The sequence below is a fragment of the Bradyrhizobium sp. 23AC genome, from assembly GCF_054863025.1.
This window is the reverse complement of the sequence record NZ_JAVAYN010000006.1, coordinates 196,773-223,422: the sequence shown is the minus strand read 5'-3', so window position 1 is coordinate 223,422 and position 26,650 is coordinate 196,773. Positions and strand designations below refer to the sequence as shown.

Annotated in this window: 27 protein-coding genes and 1 pseudogene; 16 read left to right on the top strand and 12 right to left on the bottom strand. The window is 63.7% G+C overall.

Annotated elements, in window-relative coordinates; genetic code table 11:
• The first annotated feature begins 20 nt into the window (after window positions 1-20).
• From RAD10_RS16970 to RAD10_RS16945, 6 genes are all read left to right on the top strand, one after another.
• On the top strand, window positions 21-401 hold the full coding sequence (locus RAD10_RS16970) for a nuclear transport factor 2 family protein (protein WP_338307166.1): 381 nt from the start codon (window positions 21-23) through the stop codon (window positions 399-401).
• Window positions 402-830: 429 nt separating this feature from the next.
• On the top strand, window positions 831-1,298 hold the full coding sequence (locus RAD10_RS16965) for a tellurite resistance TerB family protein (protein ID WP_461618418.1): 468 nt from the start codon (window positions 831-833) through the stop codon (window positions 1,296-1,298).
• 2 nt (window positions 1,299-1,300) lie between these two features.
• A complete protein-coding gene (locus RAD10_RS16960; protein WP_461618417.1) occupies window positions 1,301-1,663 on the top strand; it encodes a hypothetical protein in 363 nt (120 codons plus the stop codon).
• Window positions 1,660-2,295 (top strand): TerC family protein, encoded by a 636-nt coding sequence (locus RAD10_RS16955; protein ID WP_104461664.1) that lies wholly within the window; start codon window positions 1,660-1,662, stop codon window positions 2,293-2,295. Before RAD10_RS16960 ends, RAD10_RS16955 begins: the two co-directional genes overlap by 4 nt.
• Window positions 2,296-2,328: 33 nt before the next feature.
• Window positions 2,329-2,910, top strand: coding sequence for a TIGR00645 family protein (locus tag RAD10_RS16950; protein ID WP_461618416.1), 582 nt, complete (start codon window positions 2,329-2,331; stop codon window positions 2,908-2,910).
• A gap of 162 nt (window positions 2,911-3,072) precedes the next feature.
• On the top strand, window positions 3,073-3,279 hold the full coding sequence (locus RAD10_RS16945; RefSeq protein WP_461618415.1) for a TOBE domain-containing protein: 207 nt from the start codon (window positions 3,073-3,075) through the stop codon (window positions 3,277-3,279).
• A 2-nt stretch (window positions 3,280-3,281) separates the two neighbouring features.
• Here the strand turns inward: RAD10_RS16945 and RAD10_RS16940 are convergent, their stop codons facing one another.
• Both RAD10_RS16940 and RAD10_RS16935 read right to left on the bottom strand, forming a co-directional pair.
• Window positions 3,282-3,836, bottom strand: a complete 555-nt coding sequence (locus RAD10_RS16940) for a DUF2478 domain-containing protein (RefSeq protein WP_461618414.1) — start codon at window positions 3,834-3,836, stop codon at window positions 3,282-3,284.
• Between the two features lie 63 nt (window positions 3,837-3,899).
• Window positions 3,900-5,299: pseudogene (locus RAD10_RS16935) on the bottom strand (aldehyde dehydrogenase family protein).
• Window positions 5,300-5,480: 181 nt separating this feature from the next.
• Between RAD10_RS16935 and RAD10_RS16930 the strand changes: the two are divergent.
• Window positions 5,481-5,858 (top strand): hypothetical protein, encoded by a 378-nt coding sequence (locus RAD10_RS16930; RefSeq protein ID WP_461618413.1) that lies wholly within the window; start codon window positions 5,481-5,483, stop codon window positions 5,856-5,858.
• Between the two features lies 1 nt (window position 5,859).
• On the opposite strand, the gene RAD10_RS16925 is transcribed toward RAD10_RS16930, so the two are convergent.
• Together RAD10_RS16925 and RAD10_RS16920 are read right to left on the bottom strand one after the other, a co-directional pair.
• Complete coding sequence (locus RAD10_RS16925) at window positions 5,860-6,234, bottom strand: winged helix-turn-helix domain-containing protein (RefSeq protein WP_461618412.1); 375 nt, start codon at window positions 6,232-6,234, stop codon at window positions 5,860-5,862.
• Between the two features lie 77 nt (window positions 6,235-6,311).
• A complete protein-coding gene (locus RAD10_RS16920; RefSeq protein WP_461618411.1) occupies window positions 6,312-7,394 on the bottom strand; it encodes a substrate-binding domain-containing protein in 1,083 nt (360 codons plus the stop codon).
• 113 nt (window positions 7,395-7,507) lie between these two features.
• Here RAD10_RS16920 and RAD10_RS16915 point away from each other — a divergent pair, with 113 nt between their 5' ends.
• On the top strand, window positions 7,508-8,992 hold the full coding sequence (locus RAD10_RS16915) for an aldehyde dehydrogenase family protein (RefSeq protein WP_461618576.1): 1,485 nt from the start codon (window positions 7,508-7,510) through the stop codon (window positions 8,990-8,992).
• Between the two features lie 201 nt (window positions 8,993-9,193).
• Entirely contained in the window at window positions 9,194-9,457 is a 264-nt protein-coding gene (locus RAD10_RS16910) for a hypothetical protein (protein WP_461618410.1), read from the top strand.
• Between the two features lie 698 nt (window positions 9,458-10,155).
• Here RAD10_RS16910 and RAD10_RS16905 read toward each other — a convergent pair.
• The gene (locus RAD10_RS16905; RefSeq protein ID WP_461618409.1) at window positions 10,156-11,052 is read right to left on the bottom strand and encodes an alpha/beta hydrolase family protein; all 897 of its coding nucleotides are present in this window, start codon (window positions 11,050-11,052) and stop codon (window positions 10,156-10,158) included.
• A 179-nt stretch (window positions 11,053-11,231) separates the two neighbouring features.
• Here RAD10_RS16905 and RAD10_RS16900 point away from each other — a divergent pair, with 179 nt between their 5' ends.
• Genes RAD10_RS16900 through RAD10_RS16890 form a run of 3 tightly spaced genes read left to right on the top strand, consistent with a single transcriptional unit; the run spans window position 11,232 to window position 14,752 of the window.
• Window positions 11,232-12,620 carry a class II 3-deoxy-7-phosphoheptulonate synthase gene (locus RAD10_RS16900; RefSeq protein WP_461618408.1) on the top strand — a complete coding sequence of 463 codons (1,389 nt, stop codon included), beginning with the start codon at window positions 11,232-11,234 and terminating at the stop codon, window positions 12,618-12,620.
• Between the two features lie 4 nt (window positions 12,621-12,624).
• Complete coding sequence (locus tag RAD10_RS16895) at window positions 12,625-12,978, top strand: diacylglycerol kinase (protein ID WP_028145281.1); 354 nt, start codon at window positions 12,625-12,627, stop codon at window positions 12,976-12,978.
• A 16-nt stretch (window positions 12,979-12,994) separates the two neighbouring features.
• Window positions 12,995-14,752: an NAD+ synthase gene (locus tag RAD10_RS16890; protein WP_461618407.1), complete on the top strand. Its 1,758-nt coding sequence runs from the start codon at window positions 12,995-12,997 to the stop codon at window positions 14,750-14,752.
• A 172-nt stretch (window positions 14,753-14,924) separates the two neighbouring features.
• Here the strand turns inward: RAD10_RS16890 and RAD10_RS16885 are convergent, their stop codons facing one another.
• The 5 genes from RAD10_RS16885 to RAD10_RS16865 form a co-directional block, all read right to left on the bottom strand.
• A complete protein-coding gene (locus RAD10_RS16885; protein ID WP_461618406.1) occupies window positions 14,925-15,317 on the bottom strand; it encodes a cytochrome C oxidase subunit IV family protein in 393 nt (130 codons plus the stop codon).
• A gap of 9 nt (window positions 15,318-15,326) precedes the next feature.
• On the bottom strand, window positions 15,327-16,049 hold the full coding sequence (locus RAD10_RS16880; protein WP_461618405.1) for a heme-copper oxidase subunit III family protein: 723 nt from the start codon (window positions 16,047-16,049) through the stop codon (window positions 15,327-15,329).
• 14 nt (window positions 16,050-16,063) lie between these two features.
• Window positions 16,064-16,768 (bottom strand): cytochrome c oxidase subunit 3, encoded by a 705-nt coding sequence (locus RAD10_RS16875; RefSeq protein WP_461618404.1) that lies wholly within the window; start codon window positions 16,766-16,768, stop codon window positions 16,064-16,066.
• Complete coding sequence (locus RAD10_RS16870; protein WP_461618403.1) at window positions 16,765-18,543, bottom strand: cbb3-type cytochrome c oxidase subunit I; 1,779 nt, start codon at window positions 18,541-18,543, stop codon at window positions 16,765-16,767. The genes RAD10_RS16875 and RAD10_RS16870 overlap by 4 nt, the downstream gene beginning before the upstream one ends.
• Before the next feature lie 79 nt (window positions 18,544-18,622).
• Complete coding sequence (locus RAD10_RS16865; RefSeq protein ID WP_461618402.1) at window positions 18,623-19,456, bottom strand: cytochrome c oxidase subunit II; 834 nt, start codon at window positions 19,454-19,456, stop codon at window positions 18,623-18,625.
• A 531-nt stretch (window positions 19,457-19,987) separates the two neighbouring features.
• Between RAD10_RS16865 and RAD10_RS16860 the strand changes: the two genes are divergently transcribed.
• A complete protein-coding gene (locus tag RAD10_RS16860; protein WP_461618575.1) occupies window positions 19,988-20,893 on the top strand; it encodes a DUF2189 domain-containing protein in 906 nt (301 codons plus the stop codon).
• A 215-nt stretch (window positions 20,894-21,108) separates the two neighbouring features.
• Here the strand turns inward: RAD10_RS16860 and RAD10_RS16855 are convergent, their stop codons facing one another.
• Together RAD10_RS16855 and RAD10_RS16850 are read right to left on the bottom strand one after the other, a co-directional pair.
• Window positions 21,109-22,293 carry a DUF2865 domain-containing protein gene (locus RAD10_RS16855; protein WP_461618401.1) on the bottom strand — a complete coding sequence of 395 codons (1,185 nt, stop codon included), beginning with the start codon at window positions 22,291-22,293 and terminating at the stop codon, window positions 21,109-21,111.
• 162 nt (window positions 22,294-22,455) lie between these two features.
• Entirely contained in the window at window positions 22,456-22,761 is a 306-nt protein-coding gene (locus RAD10_RS16850; protein ID WP_461618400.1) for a hypothetical protein, read from the bottom strand.
• 292 nt (window positions 22,762-23,053) lie between these two features.
• Between RAD10_RS16850 and cysS the strand changes: the two genes are divergently transcribed.
• From cysS to cimA, 3 genes are all read left to right on the top strand, one after another.
• Entirely contained in the window at window positions 23,054-24,436 is a 1,383-nt protein-coding gene (gene cysS, locus RAD10_RS16845) for a cysteine--tRNA ligase (protein ID WP_461618399.1), read from the top strand.
• A 115-nt stretch (window positions 24,437-24,551) separates the two neighbouring features.
• Entirely contained in the window at window positions 24,552-25,043 is a 492-nt protein-coding gene (locus RAD10_RS16840) for a GNAT family N-acetyltransferase (protein WP_461618398.1), read from the top strand.
• On the top strand, window positions 25,040-26,638 hold the full coding sequence (gene cimA / locus RAD10_RS16835; RefSeq protein ID WP_461618397.1) for a citramalate synthase: 1,599 nt from the start codon (window positions 25,040-25,042) through the stop codon (window positions 26,636-26,638). The genes RAD10_RS16840 and cimA overlap by 4 nt, the downstream gene beginning before the upstream one ends.
• Window positions 26,639-26,650 lie beyond the last annotated feature (12 nt).

Below are 26,650 nucleotides of genomic sequence, written 5' to 3'. Positions count from 1 at the left end.
AGTCGACATTGGAGGCCGAGATGAACGATCAAGCCGTATTGGCAGCGCTTCAGCGACATTGGGACGCCTCGGACGCCAATGATTTCGAGGTCGAGCACGATATCTATCGCGAGGACGCAGTGCTCGACTATCCGCAGTCGGGCGAGCGCATCCGCGGTCGCAGGAACATTCAGGAGAGCAGGTTCGTGCAGCCGAACCAGAAGCGCTTCACGGTTCGGCGGATCGTTGGCGGCGGCGATCTTTGGGTCAGTGAATTCGTGCTGAGCTATGACGGGGTGCCGTCTTATGTCGTGAGCATCATGGAATTCCACGACGGACTGGTGACGCACGAGACGCAATATTTCGGCGACAGGTTCGATCCCGCGCCATCCCGTGCGCATCTGGTCGAGCCGGTGGGGTGAGACGCGTTGATGCAGGTGCGCGACGAAATGGTGGCCTCTTGCCTCGGACACAGCGCAGCGCCGACTTAGCGGTGCGCAGCAGGGCCGGGGCCTATGCAACGTTGTTCCCGGGGCCTGGCTGCGCGCAGCAACGCCTGAAGCGTCGCGGCGCGTCCGGGACACCATGCACGACCATGGAACCGATGCGGCGGCTGGTCGCAGTCATCTCGCCTTGATTCCGACGGACCCACCTTTATCTCTGACACGAACAAGAATCCGGGCCCCTCTGGCGAGGACGCCGACGTTTGTCGGCAAACCTCGTGATGTCGGATGACCTGTCCCGCGCGAATGCGATGGATCGGCCGATCGTCGGGCCTCTGTACGTTCTCTCCGACCATTCGTCCCCCATCGCAGCTCCGTGCGGTCATTTCGCAAGTTAAGGGAGCAACGATGTCTGCAGCCAAATCCTCAAATCCGATCGAAATCACGGAACCGTCCAGCCTGAACGAGCAGGCCGCGGTTGCGCTGGTGATCGTGGGCGCGCTGGTCGCGGTTGCCGACCGGCGCGTTTCGCCGGTCGAGCGCGACGAGGTGATCCGTTTCATCAGGGATCGCAAGCTGGCGCCGCACATTTCGGAAGAACGGCTCTATGCGATGTTCGATGAACTCGCCGAACGGCTCGAGGAACCGGATTTTGCCAATGTCGTGATCGACACGCTGCGGCCGGTTTCGAACCTGCCGCTGTCGTCCCATTTGATGGAGCTGTCGGAGCGCGTGGCTGCGGCGGATGAGGACGTACACCCCCATGAAGTGCAGGCGATCAAATTGTTGCGCTTGCTGACGCTGGTGCTGCCGCGCGCGAAGCCGGTCACGTCGGGTCAAGGGCGCACCGAACGGCAGATCGCCACAGAGGAGTAAGCATGAACGCAGCATCGCACGAGCGTACGAATGAAGCCGCAAGTCCCGCCAGCGAAATGGCCGGCGGCGACCCGCGCCTCGACAAGCTCGTCGATCGGCTGCCGCCCCGTATGGGTGACACGGTCACCTATCTGCTCAAGCCGTCGAGCCGCTGGGTCAGAATTCCATCGGGCGCGCTCCTCATTGTGGGCGGCGTGCTTTCCTTCCTTCCGATCCTCGGCGTCTGGATGCTGCCGCTCGGTCTCGCGCTGCTTGCCGAGGACGTGCCTGCGTTGCGCTCCTCACGGTCGAAGGTCCTGGATTGGGTCGAGCGGAAGAAGCCGCATTGGCTCGATCCGGCTGCCCCAAAAAATGATCAAACATGATTGAATTCATCACACCCGAAGCGCTCACTGCCCTCCTTCAAGTCGTCCTGATCGACCTCGTGCTCGCCGGCGACAATGCCGTCGTCATCGGCCTTGCCGCAGCGGGACTGCCGGCCGAGCAGCGCCGCCGCGCCATCATCGTCGGCATCGCCGCCGCCACTGTCCTGCGCATCGTCTTTGCGGGCGTGGCGACCCAGCTTTTGCAGGTCATCGGCCTGTTGCTTGCCGGCGGCGTATTGCTGCTCTGGGTTTGCTGGAAGATGTGGCGCGAGCTCCGCGAGCAGGCGCATGCGAGGCATCTGGCGTTCAGCCATGGCGGCGGCGCGGATGGTGCGACCGTGCAGCGAAAGACCTTCGGTCAGGCCGCGGTGCAGATCGTCGCCGCCGACGTCTCGATGTCGCTGGACAACGTGCTCGCGGTTGCGGGCGCCGCGCGCGAGCATCCCTACATTCTCGTCTTCGGGCTGTTGCTGTCGGTCGCGATGATGGGCGTTGCCGCCGATCTGCTTGGCCGCGTGCTCCAGAAGCATCGCTGGGTCGCCTATATCGGCCTTGCCATCATCATTTACGTCGCCTTCGAGATGATCTATCGGGGCTCGCTCGAGCTCGCGCCTGTCATCGCGAGTCTCTGAGGCGACAACTCTTTCCGCAATCCGGAGTAATTCATGACGTCCGAACCCAAAGCACCTTCGGCGCAGGCCGAGCCGCCGCGCCTAGGCCTGTTTGCGCAGCTCATTTTTGGCTCGCGTTGGCTGCAAGTGCCGCTCTATGTCGGCCTGATCGTCGCGCAGGCCGTCTATGTGCTGCTGTTCCTGAAGGAGCTCTGGCATCTGGTCGCGCACTCGTTCGACGCCAGCGAGCAGCAGATCATGCTGGTCGTGCTCGGGCTGATCGACGTCGTCATGATCTCGAACCTCCTGATCATGGTGATCGTCGGTGGCTACGAGACCTTCGTTTCCCGCCTGAACCTGACCGGTCATCCCGACGAGCCGGAATGGCTCAGCCATGTCAATGCCAGCGTGCTCAAGATCAAGCTCGCGATGGCGATCATCGGCATCTCCTCGATCTCGTTGCTCAGGACCTTCATCGAGGCCGGCAATCTCGGCACCACGCGCAGCAATTTCACCGAGACCGGCGTGATGTGGCAGGTGTTGATCCACATGACCTTCATCGTCTCGGCGATCGGCATCGCCTGGGTCGACCGCCTCAGCGACAACGGCCATCGCAAGGAGGCCGGCCACGGCTGAGCTCGCGCGGCCAGACCTCGGCCGGTTGACGGCCGAGGCTGATCGCGGCTATCTGCGGTCACGGTGGATCGTGGTGATCTGCCGGGCGTGACGCTGACTGAATTTTGCGCGTGCGGCGCGACGATGCAGCGTCCAAGGCGCGATCGAAGAGGGGTTTTTGACATGAAACTGAGCGCGCGCAACCAGCTCCCTGGCAAGGTCGTCGCAATCAACAAGGGCGCCACGACCGCTCACGTTAAGATCGAGCTCGCCTCGGGCGTGACGATGACATCGTCGATCACCAACGAGGCGGTGGACGATCTCGGCCTCAAGGTCGGCGATAGCGTGCACGCCGTGGTGAAGGCGTCCGACGTCATGATCGGCAAGTAGGCCTACTTGAACTCGCAGATCGTCGCGTGCGGCATTGTCTGATCCGCACGCGACGATGTTACGCCTCGCCACCAGGCATCGAGTGGGGCACGGGCGCAATAGAGCTTCACGCTCATGCCGCCGGCGAATTTGATCCACTGATCGAACCGGTCGCTCGCGACCGCGATCAGCACCGGAATATCGGCATCGAGCGCTCTGTTGACGAGATAGGCCAGTCCCTTGCCCTCGCGCTCCCGCTTCCCGAAGCGGTTGATGATGACGAGGTCGGCACCAAGAGAGAGCGCGTCCGCGATTCGCTCGCCGGCATTCTGGAGCCGCGCCAGATCGAGTCGGCAGCCTTGCGCGGCGGGATCGAAATCCTGCGCCAGCAGCAATTTTTCGCCGCTGTGAAGCAGGACGGCCGACAGGCTCGAATCGGCGCACTGTCCCGCCTGCACCATGCCGACCACGCGAACGCCGCGCGCCTTGAGATCGCTGGCGAAGTCCCGCAAAACCGTGTCCGGATCCTGATGCGGCTCGTAGACGAGGGCGGCGAGGTCGCATTGCGCATCGAACATGGTCCGCCTCCGTCTTCAATAATGAATGGGGCCGCGACGGTCGCCGCGGCCCCGGCTTTCGGATCAGGCCGCCGGCGGTCCGTTGATGATCTGAAGCTGGGTGAATTCGGCGAGGCCTTCCTCGGCGAATTCGGTGCCGATGCCCGACTGCTTGGCGCCGCCGAACGGGATGTGCGGGGCCATGTCGAGATGCTTGTTGATCCACACCGTGCCGGACTTGCCACCTCGTGCGCACGCTTGATGTCGGATGACCAGACCGAGGCGCCGAGGCCGTAGGTGGTGGCATTGGCGCGGCGGATCACATCGTCCTTGTCGGAATACTTGATCAACGGCAGCACGGGCCCGAACTGTTCCTCGTCGACCAGCTTCGAGCCTTCCTGGATGTCGCGCACGATGGTCGGCTCGATGAAATAGCCGGGACGGTCCATCGCGGCGCCGCCGGCAACCACCTTGCCGTTCTTGTGCGCATCCTCGAGGAACGCCTTCACCTTCTCGTACTGCATCTTGTTCTGGAGCGGCCCGAGCTTAGTGCCCTGCTTGGAGCCGTCGTCGACCACCGTGTTCTTGGCGATCGCAACCAGCTCGTTGCAAAGCTCGTCATAGACGGACTCATGGACATAGAGCCGCTTGATGGCGAGGCAGACCTGGCCGGAGTTCTGGAAGGCGCCTTCGAAGATGCCGGGCGCGACCTTCTTCGGATCGACGTCGTCGAGCACGATCCCGGCATCGTTGCCACCGAGTTCCAGCGTGATGCGCTTGAGGGTCTGCGCCGCGCTCGCCATCACCTTCTGTCCGGTCGCCGTGGAGCCGGTGAAGGAGATTTTGCGAATATCAGGATGCTTGGTCATCTCGCTGCCGAGATCGTTCGCGTCGGTGATGAAGTTGAGCACGCCCTTCGGCACCACGTCCTTGATCAGCTCGGCAAAGCGCAGGGTCGCGAGCGGCGTGGTCGGCGCCGGTTTGACCACCAGCGTGTTGCCGGCGAGCAGGGCGGAGGGAAGCTTGAAGGCGAGAATCAGGAGCGGGTAGTTCCAGGGGATGATGGCGCCGACGACGCCGAGCGGGCGGCGATAGGCTTCGACCTTGCGGTCGCCGGAATTCTCGATCACCTTCATCGGCAATTCGAGCGAGCCGAGATAGCGGAAGAAGGCGGCCATGCCGAGCACTTCGCCGGTCGCATCCGCCAGCGGCTTGCCCTGTTCTGACGTGAGCAGGCGTGCCAGTTCGCCCGCATTGGCCTCGATGACGTCGGCCATCCCGATCACGACCTTGCGGCGATCCTCCATCGGCGTCGCGGCCCAGGTCGGGAAGGCGGCCTTCGCGGCGGCCACGGCCGTGTCGAGCTGGGACTTGGAGGCGCGCGGGCACTGCGCCAGCACCTCTTCGGTCGCGGGATTAAGAACCGGCATCGTCATGTCGCCGGGCACCATCTTGCCGTCGATGAGAAGATTGAAGTCACTCATAGGCTTTGCGCTCCCTTGCAGAACGGGCCGTTCGGGCCTCGTTATATCGAATGATATATCACGCCTTCCTCGGGTCGGTCATGGCAGCGGATTCGATCAATTCCAGAAAAGCGAGCTGGACGCGGGTGGACTTATCGATATATCGTGATGAATATAGCGATGTGCGGGGCCGGGACCGGCGATGGAAATCAAGGTGAGGCAGCTCACGACCTGCGAGGTCGCGGCCGACGGCGGTGCGATCTCGCTGGGGTTCGAGGATGTGACGGGCAGCTCCGCCGCCGTCAGCGTCTCGCTCAACCAGGTCGGCGCGCTGATCATGACGCTTCCGGGCCTGCTCGAGGCGGCGCTGAAGGCGCGCTATGGCGACCAGAGCCTGCGCTACGCCTATCCGCTGGCATCCTGGGCGATCGAGCAGTCGACAGACACATCCCAGCGCATCATCACGCTGCAGACCGAGGACGGCTTCAAGGTGCGGTTCTCGATCCCGAAAGCCGAGCAGGGTCTTCTGGGCGAAGCCCTGACCCAATCGATGCCCGAAATGACGGTGCGGCCGAACTAGGTCACGACTTTCGGGAGCGGCCGATGTCGCTTCTGAGCGCTTCCAGCTCCTTGTGCACGGCGCGCGCTGCGTCGCGCTCGATCTTGCGGTAGCGCGCGACGAGTTTTTCGCCGAACGGCGTCAGCATCGCGCCGCCGCCGCCCTTGCCACCGGCCTGCGGCTCCACGACGGGATGTCCGCAGATGCGCTTGATCTCGTCGACGAGATCCCAGGCGCGCTTGTAGGACATGTCCATCGCGCGCCCGGCCGCCGAGATCGAGCCGTGCTCGCGGATCTGCTCCAGAAGCTCGATCTTGCCGGGCCCGATCCGATCCTCGCCGTCGAGGTCGATGCGAAGGCTCAGCTGGGGCAGTGATTTGGCGCTCGCGCGCGACATGACGAGTCTCTCGGATTCAGCTTCGCAACATTGCCACTCTTGCCCGTCGCGGACAAGGCGGCCGCGCCATGCGGCCATCACCGCACGGCGTGCATCTCCAGAAACGCTTTCACGCCGGTCACGGTGCCGGTGTCCGACGGCACGTAACCGGGCAGGGTGGCGATGGCGGCGCGGAAATCGGCGCTGCGGATGATTTCGAGGATGCGCCGCATCGGCCCCGTCTCGAGGAAGGCGCGCTTGCAGACGAAGAAATAGTCCTCGGTGAGGATGCGGATGAAGTCGAGGCCGAAATGCCGGGCGGCGGCTTCGACACCGAAGCTCGCATCCGCCATGCCGCTCGCCACATAGGCTGCGACCGCGGCATGGGTGAACTCGATCTGCTGCGCGCCGTTGATCCTGCTCTCGTCGATGCCGTGAGCTGCGAGCAACTGATCGAACAAGAGGCGCGTGCCGGAATCATGGTCGCGGTTGACGAAGCGGACGTTTGGCCTGCTGAGATCATCGAGCGAGGCGATGCGCTGCGGATTGCCGCGCGCGACCATCAGGCCCATCTCGCGGGTGACGAAGCTGATGATGCGATCCTCGCGCGGATCGAGCCATTCGCGAGCGGCCTTGATGCCTTGCGCGCGCAGCGCGCCGTGCGGCAGATGCAGACCGGAGAGGTCGCAGGCGCCTTGCGCGAGCGAGACCAGCGAATGCTGGTTGCTGACATAGCGGAGGTCGACGCCGATGCCGGGCTCGCGGTCGAGGAATTCGCGCAGCTTGGCCACCGCAAAGCCGTGGCTGGCGTGGACGCGGATCACGGACGGGCGCTGTTCGAGGAACGGCTTGATCTCGCTGGCGAGTTCTTGTGCGAGGTTTTCGAGCTGCGGCCCGAGCCGCGCCTGCATGCGCTCGCCGGCCCACACCAGGCGCTCGCCGAACTGCGTGAGCTTCGAGCCCTTGCCGCGCTGGGTTTCGACCAGCGGGGTGCCGAAGAACTCCGACCATTGCTCGATCAGATTCCAGACGTGCCGGTAGGAGAGGTGCGCATCGCTGGCGGCGCTGGTGATCTTTCCGGTCTTCCGGATCTCGTTGAGCACGCCGAGCATGACGGCGACGGTGCGCGGGCTGCCCTCCCGGCGAAACCGCCAGACGGCCTCGATCTCGATCTGAAGCATCTGTTGTCCTTATGAACTTGGCTTCATATAAGGGGAGTCCATTTGCAAACCATATCATATTTACTACAGCCAATATCTACCTAGTCTGGCATACCAGATCAGGAGGAAATATGATGTCTGTTGCATATGACTTTGCGCATTCGCGGGCCAGCGAGTTCATGGCGCGGCCGCAGCATCTGCTCATCGACGGCCGCCGCGTCCCCGCCAGCTCCGGCCGCACCTTCAAGTCCCTCAATCCTGCCACCGGGCAGGTGATCGCCACCGTCGCCGAAGGCGGCGAGGCCGACGTTAAGCTTGCCGTGGCCGCCGCACGCCGCGCGTTCGAAGGCCCGTGGCGCACCATGCGCGCCTCCGAGCGCGGCCAGATCCTGCTGCGCTGGGCGGATCTGCTCAAGCGCAACGCCGAGGAGATCATTGAGCTGGAGTCGATCGATGCCGGCAAGCCGATCGCCGCGACCACGCGCCAGGACTTTCCGGCCGCCGTCGACACGCTGGTCTACTACGCCGGCTGGGCCGACAAGATCAGTGGCGACGTCGTGCCGGTGCGCGAGGATGCGCTGACCTATACCGTGCGCGAGCCGGTCGGCGTGGTCGCGGCGATCGTGCCGTGGAATTTCCCGCTGATGATCGGGATGTGGAAGCTCGCGCCGGCGCTCGCCTGCGGCTGCACCATCGTCATGAAGCCGGCCGAGCTGACGTCGCTGTCGGCGCTGCGTATCGCCGAGCTCGCGCTCGAAGCCGGCCTGCCGGCGGGCGTGTTCAACGTGGTGACGGGACCCGGCCGCGTCGTCGGCGATGCGCTGGTCAATCACCCTGATGTCGACAAGGTCACGTTCACCGGCTCGCCCGGTGTGGGGCGCGGAATCATGAAGGGCGCGGCCGGCAACTTCAAGCGCGTCTCGCTCGAGCTCGGCGGCAAGTCGGCCAACGTGATTTTCGACGACGCCGATCTCGAAGCCGCCAGCAAGGCTGCGGCCTCCGGCATCTTCTTCAATGCGGGCCAGGTCTGCTCGGCCGGCTCTCGCGTGTTGGTGCAGGAAAAGGCCTATGACGAAGTCGTCGAGCGGCTCGCGGCGCGCGCGAAGTCGATCCGGATCGGCGATCCGCTCGATCGCAAGACGGCACTCGGTCCCGTCATCTCCGAGAAGCAGATGAAATCGATCCTCGACTATGTCGACATCGGCCAGAAGGAGGGGGCGAGGCTCGTCACCGGCGGGACACGGGTCGGGGAGCGCGGTTATTTCGTCAGCCCGACAGTGTTCGCCGATGTCGCCCACGAGATGCGCATCTCGCAGGAGGAGATCTTTGGGCCTGTCGTGAGCGTCATCAAGTTCAGGGACGAAGCCGATGCGCTTCGTATCGCCAATGGCACGGCCTATAGCCTCGCCGCCGGCGTCTGGAGCCGCGACCTCGGCAAGTTGCAGCGCTTCGCCAAGCGGGCGCGCGCCGGCACGGTCTGGATGAACACCTATGGCTATACCGACGTGCGTCTGCCCTGGGGCGGCGAGCGCGACTCCGGCCTCGGCCGCGAACACGGTACCGCCGCACTCGACAATTTCACCGAGCCCAAGGCCGTGTGGATGAACTTAGCCATCTGATTTGGCCGTCCGATAACCTCCCGATCGGCCAATCCTGAGCCCGCCTGATCGTCCGATCCGGCGGGCTCCTTTTTTGAGATCGATAAAATTGTCTGCAATCCGCTCAGTCGCGGCAAACCCTGCGGACAAGAAGCGTGGTGCCTTAAACCTCGGCTTTGGAACCGGCGTGCATCCTGCCGGCAAAAGGGCAGGGCTATCGGCATGTCAATTCTAAGGGAGATCGTTGCAGCGGTCGCGGGAGTCTACGCGCTCCTGGTCGTTTGCGATGCATTGTTCGGGGTCGGAGAGGCACGCTTCGACGACGCCTATTACCGCGCCAGCTTCTATGCGCCGCGGCCGAAGGAATTTCGTTTTGCAGACGGGACCACGCCGGCCGCGCGCGTCAGCGATGCGTTCGCGCAGTTCTCGGCGGGCGAGACCAAGCCGAACAAGCGCTACTCGTCGCTGACGACGATCATCCGGTAATTTAGGTCGCCCTGGCCGGCGGCCTCGCGGCTTCCAGCTCGGCCATAAGAGCACGTCAGGTCGTCCCGGGACAAGTCGCTCATCCCGGGTACAATCCCTTGTGTTGCCCGACGGGCAAAACACGCGAGCGGTGGGACAATGCCGATCACCGAAAATATTCCACTTTACCGAAATTCGGAAATCGCGTATGTGTCGCTGCATCCCGGCCCAACGAAGAGGGGCGTATCGCGATCGTCACGAACGCAGGCCGGGCGGCGGTGGACGTGGGTCACATCGGCGCGAAGGGTTTTGCAGGGCGGGCAACCGTGAGCAAGAGGCCTCGCGCACACGACCGGTGTGATCCGCGTACGGTAAAATCGTGTCGTCCTGGCGCCCGGGGTCTGTGCGCCAAGTCTTGCGGTGATGTAGGTAGCCCAACCGGGCACATGCATCAGCTATCCGCGAGGCGACGGGGGCAATAGTGCAACGCTCCCCGGGGAGAGCATGTCATAAGCCGTAAAGCCACTGCGCAGGGAAGGCCGGGATGCTCCGGTTGCCCTGTTACCCGCTATGCATGAAGCACACGCAATCTGCTCTTCGCATGGCGGTCGATGGGAGCCAACCGGCTCCCGGCCTTCCCTGCGCCCTCTTTCAAAAAGAGGGTGAGGCGATCGTGCAAAGCTCGGGCGAGAAGAGCCGCGAGGACGCGAAGCTGTGTCTCAGTCCCCCTGAATCCATTCGGCGACGCCACGCCATAAGGTGTCGCGGTGCTCGGGGCGGAAGAAGCCGAAATGGCCTATTCCTTTGGCGCCGACGTCGGACGGTTTGACGTTGAGCACCTCCGGCTTGATCGCGGTGAACCCGCTCGCGAGCAGCTCGACCGCCGGCCTCGTCGCCCAGGGATCGTCCGAGAAGCACAGCGCCCGCAGCTCGCCCCTGAACTTCGCAAAATTCTCCAGCGCCGGCAGCTTGGAATCGAAGAGATAACGGGGGCTCGAGACCCACTCGGCCCATTGCAGGAAGACGCCCTTGGGCAAATCCTCGCCGACGCCGGCCCAGCCCGGGGCGTAGCCGAGCGTGTGGGCGAGCGGCACGCCGATGAGGTTCATGAAGGCGAAGACGCGGTATTTCTCCGGCGAGGTCATCAGCCGCCACGTCGCGGCCTGCGAGGCCACGAACGCGGCGCGCGAGATTTCGCTGTTGTTGGCGATCAGCCCCAGCGCCTGGCCGCCGAAGGAATGGCCTACATAGGCAAGCGGCAGGGTGTTGTACCGCTCCCGCATCCAGCTGACCGCGGCGGTGACGTCGAGCGCGGCCCAGTCCGACATCGAAGCCTTGAAGCCGACCAGCGATTTCGGCTGGTTGTAGCCGACCATGGCCGGGAGCCGGGAGTCGCCGATGCCGCGATAGTCGTAAGTGAGGACCGCGCAGCCGCGATGGGCGAGGTAGGAGGCAAAGCCCCGATAAATCTTGCGCGGCACGGCGGTGGCCGAATTGATCAGGACGGCATGGCGTTTGGTGCCGCGCGGCAGGAACAGGGTGCCGGTCAGGGCATACCCGTCGGTCGCCGGGAAGTTGATCTCGTCGATGAAAACGTCGTCCAGTGCCGCGCCCATGGGCGCAAGGTATCCTGCCAGTTGCCTCGCCCTCCCAGCAAATGCGAATTTGGCTTTCCCCGCAAGGGTTTGCAGGACCAAATGGATTTACAACTGGCGGGGCGGGGCCAGCCTGTGTATAAGGCGGCCCTCGCAACCCCTAGATCAGGTTGTGCTTTTTGCTTCACGGAGAGATTGCGATGTCCGAGCGGTGGACGCCCGAGTCCTGGCGCAGCAAGCCGGTGCTACAGGTGCCCGATTATCCCGATGCCAAGGCCCTGGCCGACGTCGAGGCGCAGCTTGCGACCTTTCCGCCGCTGGTGTTCGCGGGCGAAGCGCGCAATCTGAAGAAGGCGCTGGGGCGCGTTGCGGCCGGCGAGGCCTTCCTGCTCCAGGGCGGCGACTGCGCCGAGAGCTTTGCCGAGCACGGCGCCAACAACATCCGCGATTTCTTCCGCGTGCTGCTGCAGATGGCGGTGGTGCTGACCTACGCCGGCGCGGTGCCGGTGGTGAAGGTCGGCCGCGTCGCCGGCCAGTTTGCAAAGCCGCGGTCGTCGCCGACCGAGAAGCTCAATGGCGTCGAGCTGCCGAGCTATCGCGGCGACATCGTCAACGACATCGCCTTCACCAAGGAAGCGCGCGTGCCGGATCCGCAGCGCCAGCTGATGGCCTATCGCCAGTCCGCGGCGACGCTGAACCTGCTCCGCGCCTTCGCGACCGGCGGCTACGCCAATCTCGGCAGCGTGCATCAGTGGATGCTCGGCTTCCTCAAGGATTCACCGCAGTCCCGCCGCTACAAGGAGCTGGCCGACCGCATCTCGGACGCGCTCAACTTCATGCGCGCCTGCGGCCTCGATCTCGAAGCCCATCCCGAGCTGCGCGCCACCGATTTCTACACCAGCCACGAGGCGCTGCTGCTCGGCTACGAGCAGGCGATGACCCGCGTCGATTCCACCACCGGCGACTGGTACGCGACCTCGGGCCACATGATCTGGATCGGGGATCGCACCCGCCAGCTCGATCACGGCCATATCGAATATTTCCGCGGCATCAAGAACCCGATCGGGCTGAAATGCGGCCCGTCGCTCAAGCCCGACGAGCTGCTGAAGCTGATCGACGTGCTCAACCCCGACAACGAGCCGGGCCGGTTGACGCTGATCGGCCGCTTCGGCTCGGACAAGGTCGGCGAGCATCTGCCGAACATGATCCGCGCCGTGAAGCGCGAGGGCAAAGTGGTGGTCTGGTCGTGCGACCCCATGCACGGCAACACCATCACCTCGACCTCAGGCTACAAGACGCGGCCGTTCGACCGGGTTCTGTCTGAGGTGAAGTCTTTCTTCACGATCCATGCCGCCGAAGGCACCCATGCCGGCGGCGTGCATCTGGAGATGACCGGGCAGGACGTCACCGAGTGTATCGGCGGCGCCCGCGCGATCACGGACGAGGACCTCAACGACCGCTATCATACGGTCTGCGATCCCCGCCTCAATGCCGAGCAATCCATCGACATGGCTTTCCTGATCGCCGAGCTCCTCAAGCAGGAGCGCGCCGGCAAGGCCACGCCGATGCCGGCCGCAGCGGGGCTCTAGGATCTTGCTGCGGATCTGGAAGGCCACGATCAATTCCCGTAACGGTCTGGCCTTTGCGTTCCGATCGGAGCAGGCCGTCCGCGAGGAGATTTTTGCGCTCCTCGCCTCGCTGCCGCTGGCCTGGTTGATCGGCGCGACCGCGATGCGCGCGGTCGAGCTGGTCTGTTCGGTTGCGTTCGTGCTGACCGTCGAGCTGCTCAACACCGCGATCGAAAAGCTTGCCGACCGGCTGACGATGGATCACGACAAGCAGATCGGGCGGGTCAAGGACATGGGCTCGGCCGCCGTCGGCGTCGCGCTGCTGATGGCCGGCGCGTTCTGGATCATCGCCATCATCGAGCGACTGGGATTTATCTGATCGGAGCGCGGCGGCCATGACCGAACGTCTCAAAGCATTCGCGGTCACGCTCGCCCAGCTCAATCCGACCCTGGGCGACATCGAGGGCAACGCCGCGAAGGCGCGCGATGCGCGCGCGAGAGCCATCGCCGACGGCGCCGATCTCGTGCTTTTTCCGGAATTGTTCATCGCCGGCTATCCGCCGGAAGACCTCGTGCAGAAGCCGGCCTTCCAGGCGGCCTGCCGCGCCGCGATCGAGGCACTGGCCCGCGAGACCGCCGATGGCGGGCCGGCCATGCTGGTCGGCACGCCCTGGGTCGAGGACGGCAGGCTCTACAATGCCTGCGCGCTGCTCGACGGTGGGCGCATCGCTGGCTTGCGTTTCAAATGCAATCTGCCGAATTACGGCGTGTTCGACGAGAAGCGGCTGTTTGCGCGCGGCCCGGCGGCGGGGCCCGTGACCGTGCGTGGCGTGCGCATCGGCGTGCCCATCTGCGAGGACATCTGGCTGGAAGAGTCCGAGGATTACGAGAACGTGGTCGAGACGCTGGCCGAGACCGGCGCCGAGATCATCCTGGTGCCGAACGGCTCGCCTCACGCCCGCGACAAGAACGACGTGCGCCTGTCGGTCGCGGTGGCGCGGGTGACAGAGAGCGGGCTGCCGCTGGTCTATCTCAACCAGATCGGCGGCCAGGACGAACTGGTGTTCGACGGCGCGTCGTTCGCGCTCAACGGCGATCTTTCGCTCGCCGCGCAATTGCCGTCCTTCGAAGAGAGCATCGTCACGCTGCGCTTTGCGAGAAATGGCGACGACTGGCGCTGCACGGGCCCGATCGCCGAGCAACCCGAGGGCGACAAGGCCGACTACGCCGCCTGCGTGCTGGGCCTGCGCGACTACGTCACCAAGAACGGCTTTCCCGGCGTGCTGCTCGGCATTTCCGGCGGTATCGACTCGGCTCTCTGCGCGGCGATCGCGGTCGATGCGCTCGGCGCCGATCAGGTGCATGGCGTGATGCTGCCGTATCGCTACACCGCAGCACACTCGATCGCCGATGCGGGCGAGCTCGCCGGCCATCTCGGCATCCGCTATGAGGTGCTGCCGATCGCGGAGGCCGTGACCGGGTTCGAGACCATCCTCTCGGGCCTCTTCAAGAATCTGCCGCCCGATATCACCGAGGAAAACCTCCAGGCCCGCAGCCGCGGTACGCTTCTGATGGCGATCTCCAACAAGACCGGGTTGATGGTGGTGACGACAGGCAACAAGTCGGAAATGTCGGTCGGCTACGCCACGCTCTATGGCGACATGAACGGCGGCTTCAACCCGATCAAGGACATCTACAAGACGCAGGTGTTTCGGCTAGCGAGCCTGCGCAACGGCTGGAAGCCCGATGGCGCGCTCGGGCCGGCGGGCGAGGTGATCCCGCCCGACATCATCACACGGCCGCCGAGCGCAGAGCTGCGCGAGAACCAGACCGACCAGGATTCGCTGCCGCCCTATGAGGTGCTCGATGCCATCCTGGAGCGTCTTGTAGAGCGCGAGCAGCCGCTGGATCAGATCATCGCCGCCGGTTTCGATCGCGAAACCGTCACCCGGATCGACCATCTGCTCAACGTCGCCGAATACAAGCGCCGCCAGGCCGCGCCCGGCGTGAAGGTGACGCCCAGGAATTTCGGCCGCGACCGCCGCTATCCCATCACCAACCGCTTTCGCGACAAGGGGGAGGGGCTGCCCGCCGTCGACGAGACGCTGGTCTCGCGCGGCAGCAAGGCGTCGATCGACGCGTTCGAGGGGTGAAGCTTTCGGCGTGAGGACGATAGCGCCCCATGGTTCGCTGTCATCATCCGCGAAGGCGGATGATCCAGTACTCCGCGGCGGATGTTGTAGAAACCGACTCCTGCCGCGGAGTACTGGATGCCCCGCCTTCGCGGGGCATGACAGTGGAGCGAGGTACGAATTCACATGACTGCTATGACGGGGTTGCGAAAAACAGCACCCGCAGGAAGTGCGTGTATTCGGATTCGAGCACCATGATCGACACAAAGACCAATACCGCGATCGGCGGCAGCAGGATGGCATAGGCCAAGGCCAGTCGCTCCCAGGCCATGTGCATGAAGACGGCGACGATCAGGCCGGCCTTCAACACCATGAACAGCAGGATCAGCGACCACCTCAGATAGCCATGCAGGCCAAAATAGTCGACGAGGTAGGAGCACGTGCTGAGGACGAACAACCAGCCCCAGACCACGAGGTAGAGCTTGATCGGGTGCTGTTGGCCGCTGGCGTGAACGGCTCCCGTTGCGACTGCGCCATGCGCCGGAGCGTGGAGCTGTCCTTCCATGTGTACCGCCGCGTTTGTCATGCGCCGACCTCACCAAAGATAGAAGAATGCAAAGATGAACACCCACACGAGATCGACGAAGTGCCAGTACAGGCCCATGATCTCGACGATCTCGTAATACCCCTTGCGGCTGGTGAAGAAGCCGCGCCTCTCGACGTCGAAGTCGCCGCGCAAGACCTTCCGCGCAATGGCGATCAGGAAGATCACGCCAATGGTCACGTGGGTGCCGTGGAATCCGGTGATCATGAAGAAGCTCGCACCAAACTGCGGTGCGCCCCACGGATTGCCCCAGGGTCGGACGCCCTCCATGATCAGCTTGGTCCATTCGAAGGCCTGCATGCCGACGAAGGTTGCGCCGAACGCCGCTGTGGCCAGCATCAAGGCTGCGGTTCTGACGCGATCGCGGCGGTAGCCGAAATTGACGGCCATCGCCATCGTCCCGCTGCTGCTGATCAGGATAAAGGTCATGATGGCGATCAGGATCAGCGGAATGTGCCTGCCGGCGATGTTGAGGGCGAAGACTTCGCTGGGATTGGGCCACGGCACGGTCGTCGACATGCGCGCCGTCATGTAGGAAAGCAGGAAGCAGCTGAAGATGAAGGTGTCGCTGAGGAGGAAGATCCACATCATGGCCTTGCCCCAGGACACGTTCTTGAAGGCGCGCTGATCGGACGCCCAGTCGGCGGCGATGCCGCGCCAGCCTTCAAGCCGCGCAGTCGAATGGCCCGGATTTGTCAGCACGGTCTCTGCCATCTGGTCTCGCCTCCCTAGCTCAGCAATCGGCGACAGATGTTGACGAAATCGTCGGTCCAGCCCGTGAGAAGACCGAGCAGAACAAGCCAGACCAGCAGCAGGAAGTGCCAGTAGATGGCGCACAGCTCCACGCTCAAGCGCATGTCGGCGATCCCGGCGCCACGCCACATCTTGGTCGAGGTTCGGCCCAAAGCCACCAGACCGCCCGTCAGATGCAGCCCGTGCACTGCCGTCAACAGGTAGAAGAAGGAGTTCGCCGGATTGGACGCCACGAAATATCCGGCCGCGCCGAGCTGTTGCCAGGCCAGAAGCTGTCCGCCGAGGAAGATCACGGCAGCTGCGCCGCCCGCGAGCAGGCCGATCATGACGCCTTCAGCGTCGTCTCGGCGCGCGGCCACGTAGGACCATTGCAGCGCGACGCTGCTCAGGATCAGGACGCCCGTGTTGAACCACAGCAGCCGCGGCACGGGCAGCGTCCGCCAGTCCGCAACGTCCATGCGCATCGAGTAGGCGCTGATGAAGAGGACGAACAATGCGCTCGCGACGGCGAGAAACACGCCAAGTCCGATCTTCGCTGCCGGCCAGGTCATGGCGTCGCCGCCGGGGAAGTCACCGGCCGGACCTTCCTCCAGCCAGGGCCTGGCCGTCAGCCGCTGCTGTGACAGCCACCATCCGGCGACGACCGCGATCACAGCCACGAACAGGAGGACGGCACTCACGAAGCAGCTCCTTGAACGAGGTGCGTCGCGCGCGGCGGCTGGTTCTGCGGAATGAAGTCCTCCTCGGCGCCGGGTACGCTGTAGTCATAGGCCCAGCGGTAGACGACCGGCAGCTCCTTGCCCCAATTGCCGTGCCCGGGAGGCGTCTCCGGCGTCTGCCATTCCAGCGTCGTCGCCCGCCACGGATTGCCGCCTGAAGCCTCACCTTTGAACAGGCTCCAGGCAAGATTGAACAGGAACACCATCTGGCTGAAGCCGACGGTCAAGGCCACCACGGAGATGAATGCGTTCAGTGAATGGGCCGAGGACGGGATGAACGACGTATCTCCGAGTTCGAAATACCGGCGCGGAACCCCGAGCAGTCCAAGATAGTGCATGGGGAAGAAGATCAGGTAGGCGCCGAGGAAAGTGACCCAGAAGTGAAACTTGCCGAGTGCGTCATTGTACATACGCCCCGTGACCTTGGGGTACCAGTGATAGATCGCACCCAGCACGACCATGATCGGCGCCACGCCCATCACCATGTGGAAATGCGCGACCACGAACATGGTATCGGAGAGGGGCACGTCCACGACGACGTTGCCGAGGAAGAGGCCGGTGAGCCCGCCGTTCACGAAGGTGATGATGAAGCCGAGGGCGAACAGCATCGGCACCCTGAGATGAATGTCGCCGCGCCACAGGGTCAGCACCCAGTTGTAGACCTTGATCGCGGTGGGAATCGCGATGATGAGCGTCGTGGTGGCGAAGAAGTACCCGAATTGCGGGAACATGCCGCTCACATACATGTGGTGCGCCCATACGACAAAGCTGAGCGCGCCGATGGCCACGATCGCCCAGACCATCATGCGGTAGCCGAAGATGTTCTTGCGCGCATGCGTGCTGATCAGATCGGAGACGATGCCGAAGGCGGGCAGGGCGACGATGTAGACCTCGGGGTGGCCGAAGAACCAGAACAGGTGCTGGAAGAGCAGCGGGCTGCCGCCACCATATTTCGACTGCTGGCCCATCTCGACCAGGGACGGCATGAAGAAGCTGGTGCCCAGCAGACGGTCGAGCAGCAGCATGACCGAGGCAACGAAGAGCGCAGGGAATGCCAAGAGCGCCATGACCGTCGCCGTGAAAATCCCCCACACCGTCAGGGGCAGGCGCATCAAGGTCATGCCGCGGGTGCGTGCCTGGAGCACCGTGACCACATAATTCAGCCCGCCCATCGTGAAGCCGATGATGAACAGGATCAGTGACGACATCATGAGAATGATGCCCCAATCCTGCCCGGGCGTTCCGGAGAGGATTGCTTGCGGCGGGTACAGCGTCCAGCCGGCGCCGGTGGGGCCGCCGGGCACGAAGAATGTCGAGGCCAGCACCAGCACTGCGAGCAGATAGACCCAGTAGCTCAGCATGTTCACATAAGGGAAGACCATGTCCCGGGCGCCAACCATCAGCGGGATCAGGTAGTTGCCGAAGCCGCCGAGGAACAACGCGGTGAGCAGGTAGATCACCATGATCATGCCGTGCATGGTGATGAACTGGAGGTACTGGTTGGCATCGATGAAAGAGAACGTGCCGGGGAATCCCAGCTGCAGTCGCATCAGCCACGACAGCACCAGGGCCACCAGCCCGATGGCCGAGGCCGTCAGCGAGTACTGAATGGCGATCACCTTGGCGTCCTGCGAGAAGACATACCGTGTCCACCAGCTCCTCGGATGATAGAGCTCGACATCAGGTACTTCGGCAGGCGGCGTGCCAGCGATCCCTTCATATGGAATATCGACCATAGAAAACCTCCTCGGTCGTTTCCATCGGGGGCGACGAGTTGGTCTCACGCACCCGATTCATCTTCGCGGCGGCGCCTTGCTACTTGCCGCCGGATCGATATCTCGCCTTCACGACGGTGTTTGCCGGCGACAATTCTGCAAACGTCTTCTGTTGCTCCAGCCAAGCGTGATATTCACGCTCTTCGTCGATGATGACCTTGGCCCGCATCTGATAGTGAGCCGCACCACAAAGCTCCGCACAGAGAACGTCGAACGTTCCGGTTCGGATCGGCGTGATCCAGAAATAAGTCACCATGCCTGGAACCATGTCCATCTTGGCCCGGAATTCGGGCACGTAGAAATCGTGCAGGACATCAACCGAGCGGAGCAGAACCTTGACCGGCTTTCCCAGTTGAAGGTGCAGGTCGCCGTTCTCGATCACGACGTCGTCCTGCGCATGCAGATCGTCGCGATTGAGTCCCATCGGATTGTCGGAAGCGATGTTGCGGACATCGGATGTGCCCAATCGCCCGTCCTTGCCCGGAAGGCGGAAGCTCCATTGCCATTGCTGGCCCATCACCTCGACCTCGGTGGCATCCGCAGGCACGGTCACGAACTGGTGCCAGACCACGAGGCCAGGGGCGAGCATGGCCGCGACGCCGATTCCGGTTCCGACGCTCAGCCACCATTCGAGCTTTTTGTTCTCCGGATTGTAATCAGCCCGTCTTCCCTCTTTGTGGTGAAAGCGGAAGACGCAATAGGCCATGAAGGCGATGACGGCGACGAAAACAAAGCCCGTGATCCAGAACGTGATGTTGATGGTGTGATCGATATAGGCCCAGTTCGTGGCGATCGGCGTCCACCACCACGGGCTGTAGATGTGAAACAGCACCGAGCCGATCGCGACCAGAAGCAGTATCAGTGCGACAGCCATCCTGATCCATCCTTGCCATCGAAGGCTACGGATACGAATCCAGGGCGGAGCTCATGTCTGTCGCGATGGCTGGCCTTTCTCGGTTGGCACTTATGCCATCGCCGGCCTCTTGCCTCGCCCATTCCACTGGCCGCGAAATCAAGAGAATGCTCGCGACCATCAACTCTAAGGGCGTCTGCGTCTAAAATGATACCAGCCTAACCCGGCGTCAATAGCGCAATGTAGGTGCCCCGACGTGGTGTGATCGCCGTGCTGGCAAGCCGACAAAGCATCAGGCGCGCATGTTGGGTCTGGGTGATGCAACGCACAAATCCGTGCTAGTGCCCAATTCACTCAACCGTGAGTGCAGCCTTGCGCCGCAAGCGCTAAACTTTGCAAGGCAGGTCGCGACGGGTTCCGTCCGGCCAGGCTCGTTCGCTGAACCTGGGTTGCCGTACTCGACCCATCGCGTTTCCTGCTCGTCAGGCGGACACGCGTGGCTGGAAAGCGCGTGTTATCGAAACCGCGATTTTCAGCACGGGAGGTCCGTTCATGGCCACTCTGTACTCCCACGACATCATCAGGCGGCACGTATTCGGCGAAGCGGCCTCCTATCCCATTCGCAAGATCAGCCTGTCCGATCTGACCGAGGCCCTGCGTCTGGGTTGGGAGGATTTCCAGGCGATGCCGAGTCACGCGATCGTCGTGTGCGTGATTTATCCCGTTCTCGGTCTCGTCCTGTTCAGGATGGTTCTCGGCTATTCGGTGCTGCCGCTACTATTTCCACTGGCCGCCGGCTTTGCCTTGATTGGCCCGTTTGCCGCGATCGGTCTCTACGAACTCAGCCGGCGTCGTGAGCGCGGCGAGGAGGTCGATGCATGGGATGCGGTCAAGGTGCTGCGCGCACCGTCGTTCGGGGCCATGGTCGAACTCGGCGTGCTCCTGCTGGTCCTGTTCGGGGCCTGGATCGGTGTCGCGAACGCAATCTATGTCTCAATCTTCGGTCATGCGGCGGCCGCAAGCATTCCCGACTTCGCAACGCGCGTGATGACGACACCGGAAGGCTGGTCGCTCATCATCGTCGGTTGCGGTGTCGGCTTCCTGTTTGCGGTTGTGGCTTTGTGTGTCAGCGTCGTGTCGTTTCCGTTGATGCTCGACCGGCATGCGACTGCGATCGACGCGATCCGTACCTCGCTCCGAGCAGTAGCGGCGAACCCGGTTGCAATGGCCGGATGGGGCCTCATCGTCGCGGTGCTGCTCGTGATCGGCTCGGTACCGCTCTTCGTCGGTCTCGCTGTCGTTCTGCCGGTGCTTGGCCATGCCACCTGGCACCTCTATCGGCGGGTGGTCGAGCCGAATCCGAATCCACCGGACGCGCCGCCGCCGCCCCCGAAGGGAAGGCGCTACGCAGCGGACTTTCCGGCCAATCTCTTCCCGTGGAGCCGCGAGGGTGAGTGAGACGGGCGATTGCGCCCCATTGATTGTTGTCATCATCCGCGAAAGCGGATGATCCAGTACGCCGCGGCGCTGCCGGTGCGCGCCAACTGTCGACATGGAGTACTGGATGCCCCGCTTGCCGCCTACGCTGAAGCTTCGGCGAGCCAAGACCTCAAACCCCGGCGAAGCCTTGGCGTAGCCGGGTCGCGGGGCATGACAGTTGAGCAGAAGGTGATTTACTTCTGCTGCTGCGGCAGGAAGGTCGGCCCGACCGAGCGGATCGGCTTGTTCTCTGAACTCGATGCTGGCGTGCCGGTATCTGCCGGCGACGTCGCGGCCGGTGCATTCGCCGTCGTCGGCGCGGGAGCTGCGCCCTTCTTGGCGTTCGCAGGCGTGCCCTTGTTGAGCCGCTGCTGCTGCATCTTCTTGGCGCTCTCCTCGGTGACGATGATGTCGCCCTGCTGCTCGGCTGCCGCCTTGTCGTCGGCCGATTTCAATGCGTCCGCCCAGGTCTGTCCCGCGGCCTTGCAGGAGCAGGACGGGTTGAACTCGCTGCGGAATTTGAAAGCGGTCGGCAGCGCCGTGTAGGGCTGGCCACTGACCGAGACCGCGGAGTTCATGTCCTCGCCGGGATTGCGATGGGTGTAGAGCACGGCTTCCGCGGCCGGGCAGAGCGCCTTGCAGGTCTTCTCGTCGTCGGGGAAGCGCGCCGGCACCGTCGCAAACGAGACCGGGAAATAGGCGCCGTCGCAGGTGCGCACGCACACGGTGCGATAGGTGCCGGATTGCGGGCCGAGATCGGAGGGCGGCACGCCCTGCGGATTGCCCGCGTTGTTGCCGCCGAACAGATTGCTGAGGAAGTTGCCGCCGCCTTGTGACTGCACGGCGTTGGCATATTGCGGGCCGCAATTGTTCTGCGCCAGCGCAACCAGCACCGAGCGGCGCTGACTGTCGCGCTCCGGGCTGAAGCCGCCGCCGCCGCGCAGCCGCTCGAGATTGCCGGTGATCTGGTCCAGATTGGCGCGCATCTGCTGGATCTGGGTGTTGACCGGTCCGCATTGGGCCGACTGGCCATTGAACAGCGAGAAGAAGCCGGAGGAATCGCAGCCCATGCGCTTGGCCTGCATGGTGACGCGGTCGAGCTCGGCCTGCTGCTTGGCCTGGGAATCCTGGTAACGGCGGATCTGGTCTTCGCGCGCGGGGTCACCACCGCCGCCGCGGTCCAGAGCCGCGAGCTGGCCTTCCAACCGCACGCACATCGGATTGGGCCCAAGTCCGTTCTGGCCGGGCTGAGGCGGCGGTCCGGGCGGACCGGCCTGCGCGAAAGCGCCGGTGGCGAGCACGGCCGTGCTCAAGAGCACGGTGCAGGCAAGAAGCAAGCGAGCACGAGAGAGGGACAAAAATTCAGGCATATCCGCCATTCTAGCGAGGTCATGGCCCAATGTGACTTGGACTGAAGCGACTTGGACGCCGAAGCAATTGGGCGCCGAAGCGCGCCCTCCCAATAGCCGCTTCCTGCGGCATCGTCACGTCGTTTTGGGGGCCAATGGACCGGGCCTAAGCTGCGCCAGCTCCGAGCGAATTCAGCGCTGGCAAGTGATTGCGACATATTCGTCGCAATGGCCATGGGAGCAGTTTGCGCCGGATTTGGGGACAGAGCCGGTAATTTCGTCGGGATCGACCCGGCGATAGCTTGATGCCTGGGCAAAATCTCGTGACTGGCAGTAGGTGCGGGCGACGGAGGCGCCGCATTTCTCGCCCTTGGCCAGGCACTGATCGACGCCGTAGCCGTCAGCCTGGTTGGCGATGATGAAGACGCGGGTCTCGGCGCAGGCGCCGGATGCCGCGAGGATCGAGGCGCTGAAAATGAGCGCGAGCAAGGATCGCATGAAAATACCGGGAGGCAAGAAAGGGAACAATCTGGTTCCAGAATGGGCTCAAATAGTTAAGGATCACGAACTATCCCGGCGGGCTGCGCGCTTTGCGGACATAACACGGCATTTCCGCGGCTCCCTTGACGCGGGGCCGCCTCATAGCCCATATGTGGCCGCATGAACGGTCTCCTCGCCATTTGCGCCATTTGCCGCGAGATTATGAGCTAGCGATTCGCTGGCTGGAGCCGTCTTTTCTCAAAAACATTGAGAGCCTCGGACGCCCGGCCAACAGCCGACGGGTATCCATATGGAATTGCGCCTTTACGATACGCTGACGAAGGAAAAACGCATCTTCGCGCCGCTCGATGCGGAGAACGTCCGCATGTATGTCTGCGGGCCGACCGTCTATGACTTCGCCCATATCGGCAATGCGCGGCCGGTGATCGTGTTCGACGTGCTGTTTCGGCTGCTGCGCCATCTCTATGGCGAGGCGTACGTCAAATATGTCCGCAACATCACTGACGTCGACGACAAGATCAACGACCGCGCCGCGCGCGATTTCCCGGGTCTGCCGCTGAACGAGGCCATTCGCAAGGTTACCGAGCAGACCGGCAAGCAGTTTCACGCCGACGTCGACGCGCTCGGCGCGCTTCGGCCGAGCGTTGAGCCGCGCGCGACCGAGCATATCGCTGAGATGCGCGAGATCATCGAGCGGCTGATCAAGGGCGGCTTTGCCTATGCCGCCGAGGACCACGTGCTGTTCTCGCCGCAGGCGATGAACGCGGCAAATTCCTCGCTGCCCCGCTACGGTGCGCTGTCGAAGAGATCGCTCGACGAGATGATCGCCGGCGCCCGCGTCGATGTCGCGCCTTATAAGCGCGATGCCACCGATTTCGTGCTGTGGAAGCCGTCCAAGCCGGGCGAGCCGTCCTGGCCGTCACCGGCCGGCATCAAGGCCGAGGGGCGTCCGGGCTGGCACATCGAGTGCTCGGCCATGGCCTGGAAGCATCTCGGCGAGCATTTCGACATTCATGGCGGCGGCATCGATCTCGTGTTTCCGCATCACGAGAACGAGGTCGCGCAGACCTGCTGCGCCTTTCACCGAGAGCGGATGGCGAATTATTGGATGCACAACGGCTTCCTGCAGGTCGAGAGCGAGAAGATGTCGAAGAGCCTCGGCAACTTCATCACCATCCACGAGCTGCTCGCGGATTGGCCGGGCGAGGTGCTGCGCCTGAACATGCTCAAGACGCACTACCGTTCGCCGATTGACTGGACCATGAAGTCGCTGGAGGAGAGCGCCAAGACGCTCGACGACTGGTATCGCGTTGCCGCCGACGTCGCGCCCGGCGAGCCGGCTGCATCCGTGGTCGAGCCGCTGCTCGACGATCTCAACACGCCGCTGGCGATCGCTGCGTTGCATGGCCTGCGTGGAGGTGACGTGGGCGCTCTGGCGGGCTCGTTGCGCCTGCTCGGCTTCTTCTCCGAGAGCGCGGCGCAGTGGGAAGGCCGCAAGCAGCAGGCGAGCGGCGTCGATGCCAAGGAGGTCGAGCGCCTGATTGCGGAGCGGACGGCGGCCCGTAGCCGCAAGGACTTTAGGGAATCCGACCGCATTCGCGATCTGCTCGCTGCAATGGGCATCGCGATCAAGGACTCCAAGGATGGCACCACCTGGGAGTTTTCGCGATGAAGCGGCCCGACACACCTTTTCCGCGGCACTGGCTCTATTACATCGCGTTGAAGATCGCGCTGCTCGCGGGTGCCGTGGCGCTGGTTCTCAAGCTCTATGGGATGTGGTGAGGACGATGGGACAGACTTTGCCAAAGCCCGGCTTGCGGCCGTTCCTGCCTGATGACGTGCCGATGCTCGCGGCGATCTTCGCCGCCAGCATCGAGGAGCTGACCGGCGACGATTATAGCGAAGCGCAGCAGCAGGCCTGGATGGAGGCGGCGGACAGCGAAGAGTTCGGCAAGCACCTCGCGTCCGATTTGACGCTGATCGCGACGCTCGATGGCTCGCCGGTTGGCTTTGCCTCGCTGCGCGGCAATGACCACATCCGCATGCTCTACGTGCATCCGGCAGTCAGCGGGCAGGGCATCGCAACCCTGCTGGTCGACGCTTTGGAAAAGCTTGCCGGCGGCCGCGGCGCGCAAAACCTCTCGGTCGATGCCAGCGACACCGCGCAGGGCTTTTTCGCCAAGCGCGGCTACGTCGCCATGCAGCGTAACAGCATCACCATCAACGACGAGTGGCTTGCCAACACCACCATGAAGAAGACGCTCGGAGCGGGGCAATGAGCAAGGAGCGCCTTTATCTGTTCGACACCACGCTGCGCGACGGCGCGCAGACCAACGGCGTCGATTTCACGCTGACCGACAAGCAGGTCATCGCCGCGATGCTCGATGACCTCGGCATCGACTATGTCGAAGGCGGCTATCCCGGTGCCAATCCGCTCGACACCGAGTTCTTCGGCAGCAAGCCCAAGCTCGCCCATGCGCGCTTCACGGCGTTCGGCATGACACGACGGGCCGGGCGCTCGGTCTCGAACGATCCGGGTGTGGCCGGGCTTTTGGCAGCGAAGGCGGACGCGATTTGCTTCGTCGCGAAGGCATCCGCCTACCAGGTGCGCGTCGCGCTGGAGACGACGAAGGAGGAAAACCTCGCCTCCATCCGCGACAGCGTCGCGGCCGCGAAGGCAGCCGGTCGCGAGGTCATGCTCGACTGCGAGCATTTCTTCGACGGTTACAAGGAAGATGCGAGCTTCGCGCTCGCCTGCGCCAAGGCCGCCTTCGAGGCCGGCGCGCGCTGGGTGGTGCTGTGCGACACCAATGGCGGCACCATGCCGCACGAGGTCGAGGCCATCGTCACTGAAGTGGCGAAACACATTCCTGGCGACCACGTCGGCATCCACGCCCATAACGACACCGAGCAGGCGGTGGCCAATTCGCTCGCTGCGGTGCGGGCCGGCGCGCGGCAGATCCAGGGTACGCTGAATGGTCTTGGCGAGCGCTGCGGCAACGCCAATCTCTGCTCGCTGATCCCGACGCTGAAGCTGAAGCCGGAGTTTTCGGACGCCCTCGAGATCGGCGTCACGGCCGAGAAGCTGGCGACGCTTGTCAAGGTCTCGCGCACGCTCGACGACATGCTCAACCGGGTGCCGAACCGGCATGCGGCCTATGTCGGCGAGAGTGCCTTCGTCACCAAGACCGGCATCCATGCTTCCGCGGTGCTGAAGGACCCGCAGACCTACGAGCACGTGCTGCCGGAGACGGTCGGCAACCACCGCAAGGTCCTGGTCTCGGACCAGGCCGGACGGTCCAACGTCATCGCCGAGCTCGACCGCGCCGGCATTCCCTATGAGAAGAGCGATCCGAAGCTGACGCGCCTCGTCGAGGAGTTGAAGGAGCGCGAGGCGGCCGGCTACGCCTATGAATCCGCCAACGCCTCGTTCGAACTGTTGGCGCGCCGCACGCTCGGCAAGGTACCGCATTATTTCGAGGTCGAGCAGTTCGACGTCAATGTCGAGCAACGCTACAATTCGCATGGCGAACGTGTGACCGTCGCTTTGGCCGTGGTGAAGGTCGACGTCGCCGGCGAGCACCTGATCTCGGCTGCCGAAGGCAACGGTCCCGTCAACGCCCTCGACGTTGCCCTGCGCAAGGACCTCGGCAAGTACCAGAAATACATCGAGGGGCTGAAGCTGATCGACTACCGCGTGCGTATCCTTAACGGCGGCACCGGCGCGGTCACGCGCGTCCTGATCGAGAGCGAGGACGAGAACGGCGACAGCTGGACCACCGTCGGCGTCTCCCCCAACATCATCGACGCCTCGTTCCAGGCGCTGATGGATTCGGTGATCTACAAGCTCGTGAAGTCGGGCGCGCCGGCGTAGGTCCCACGACGA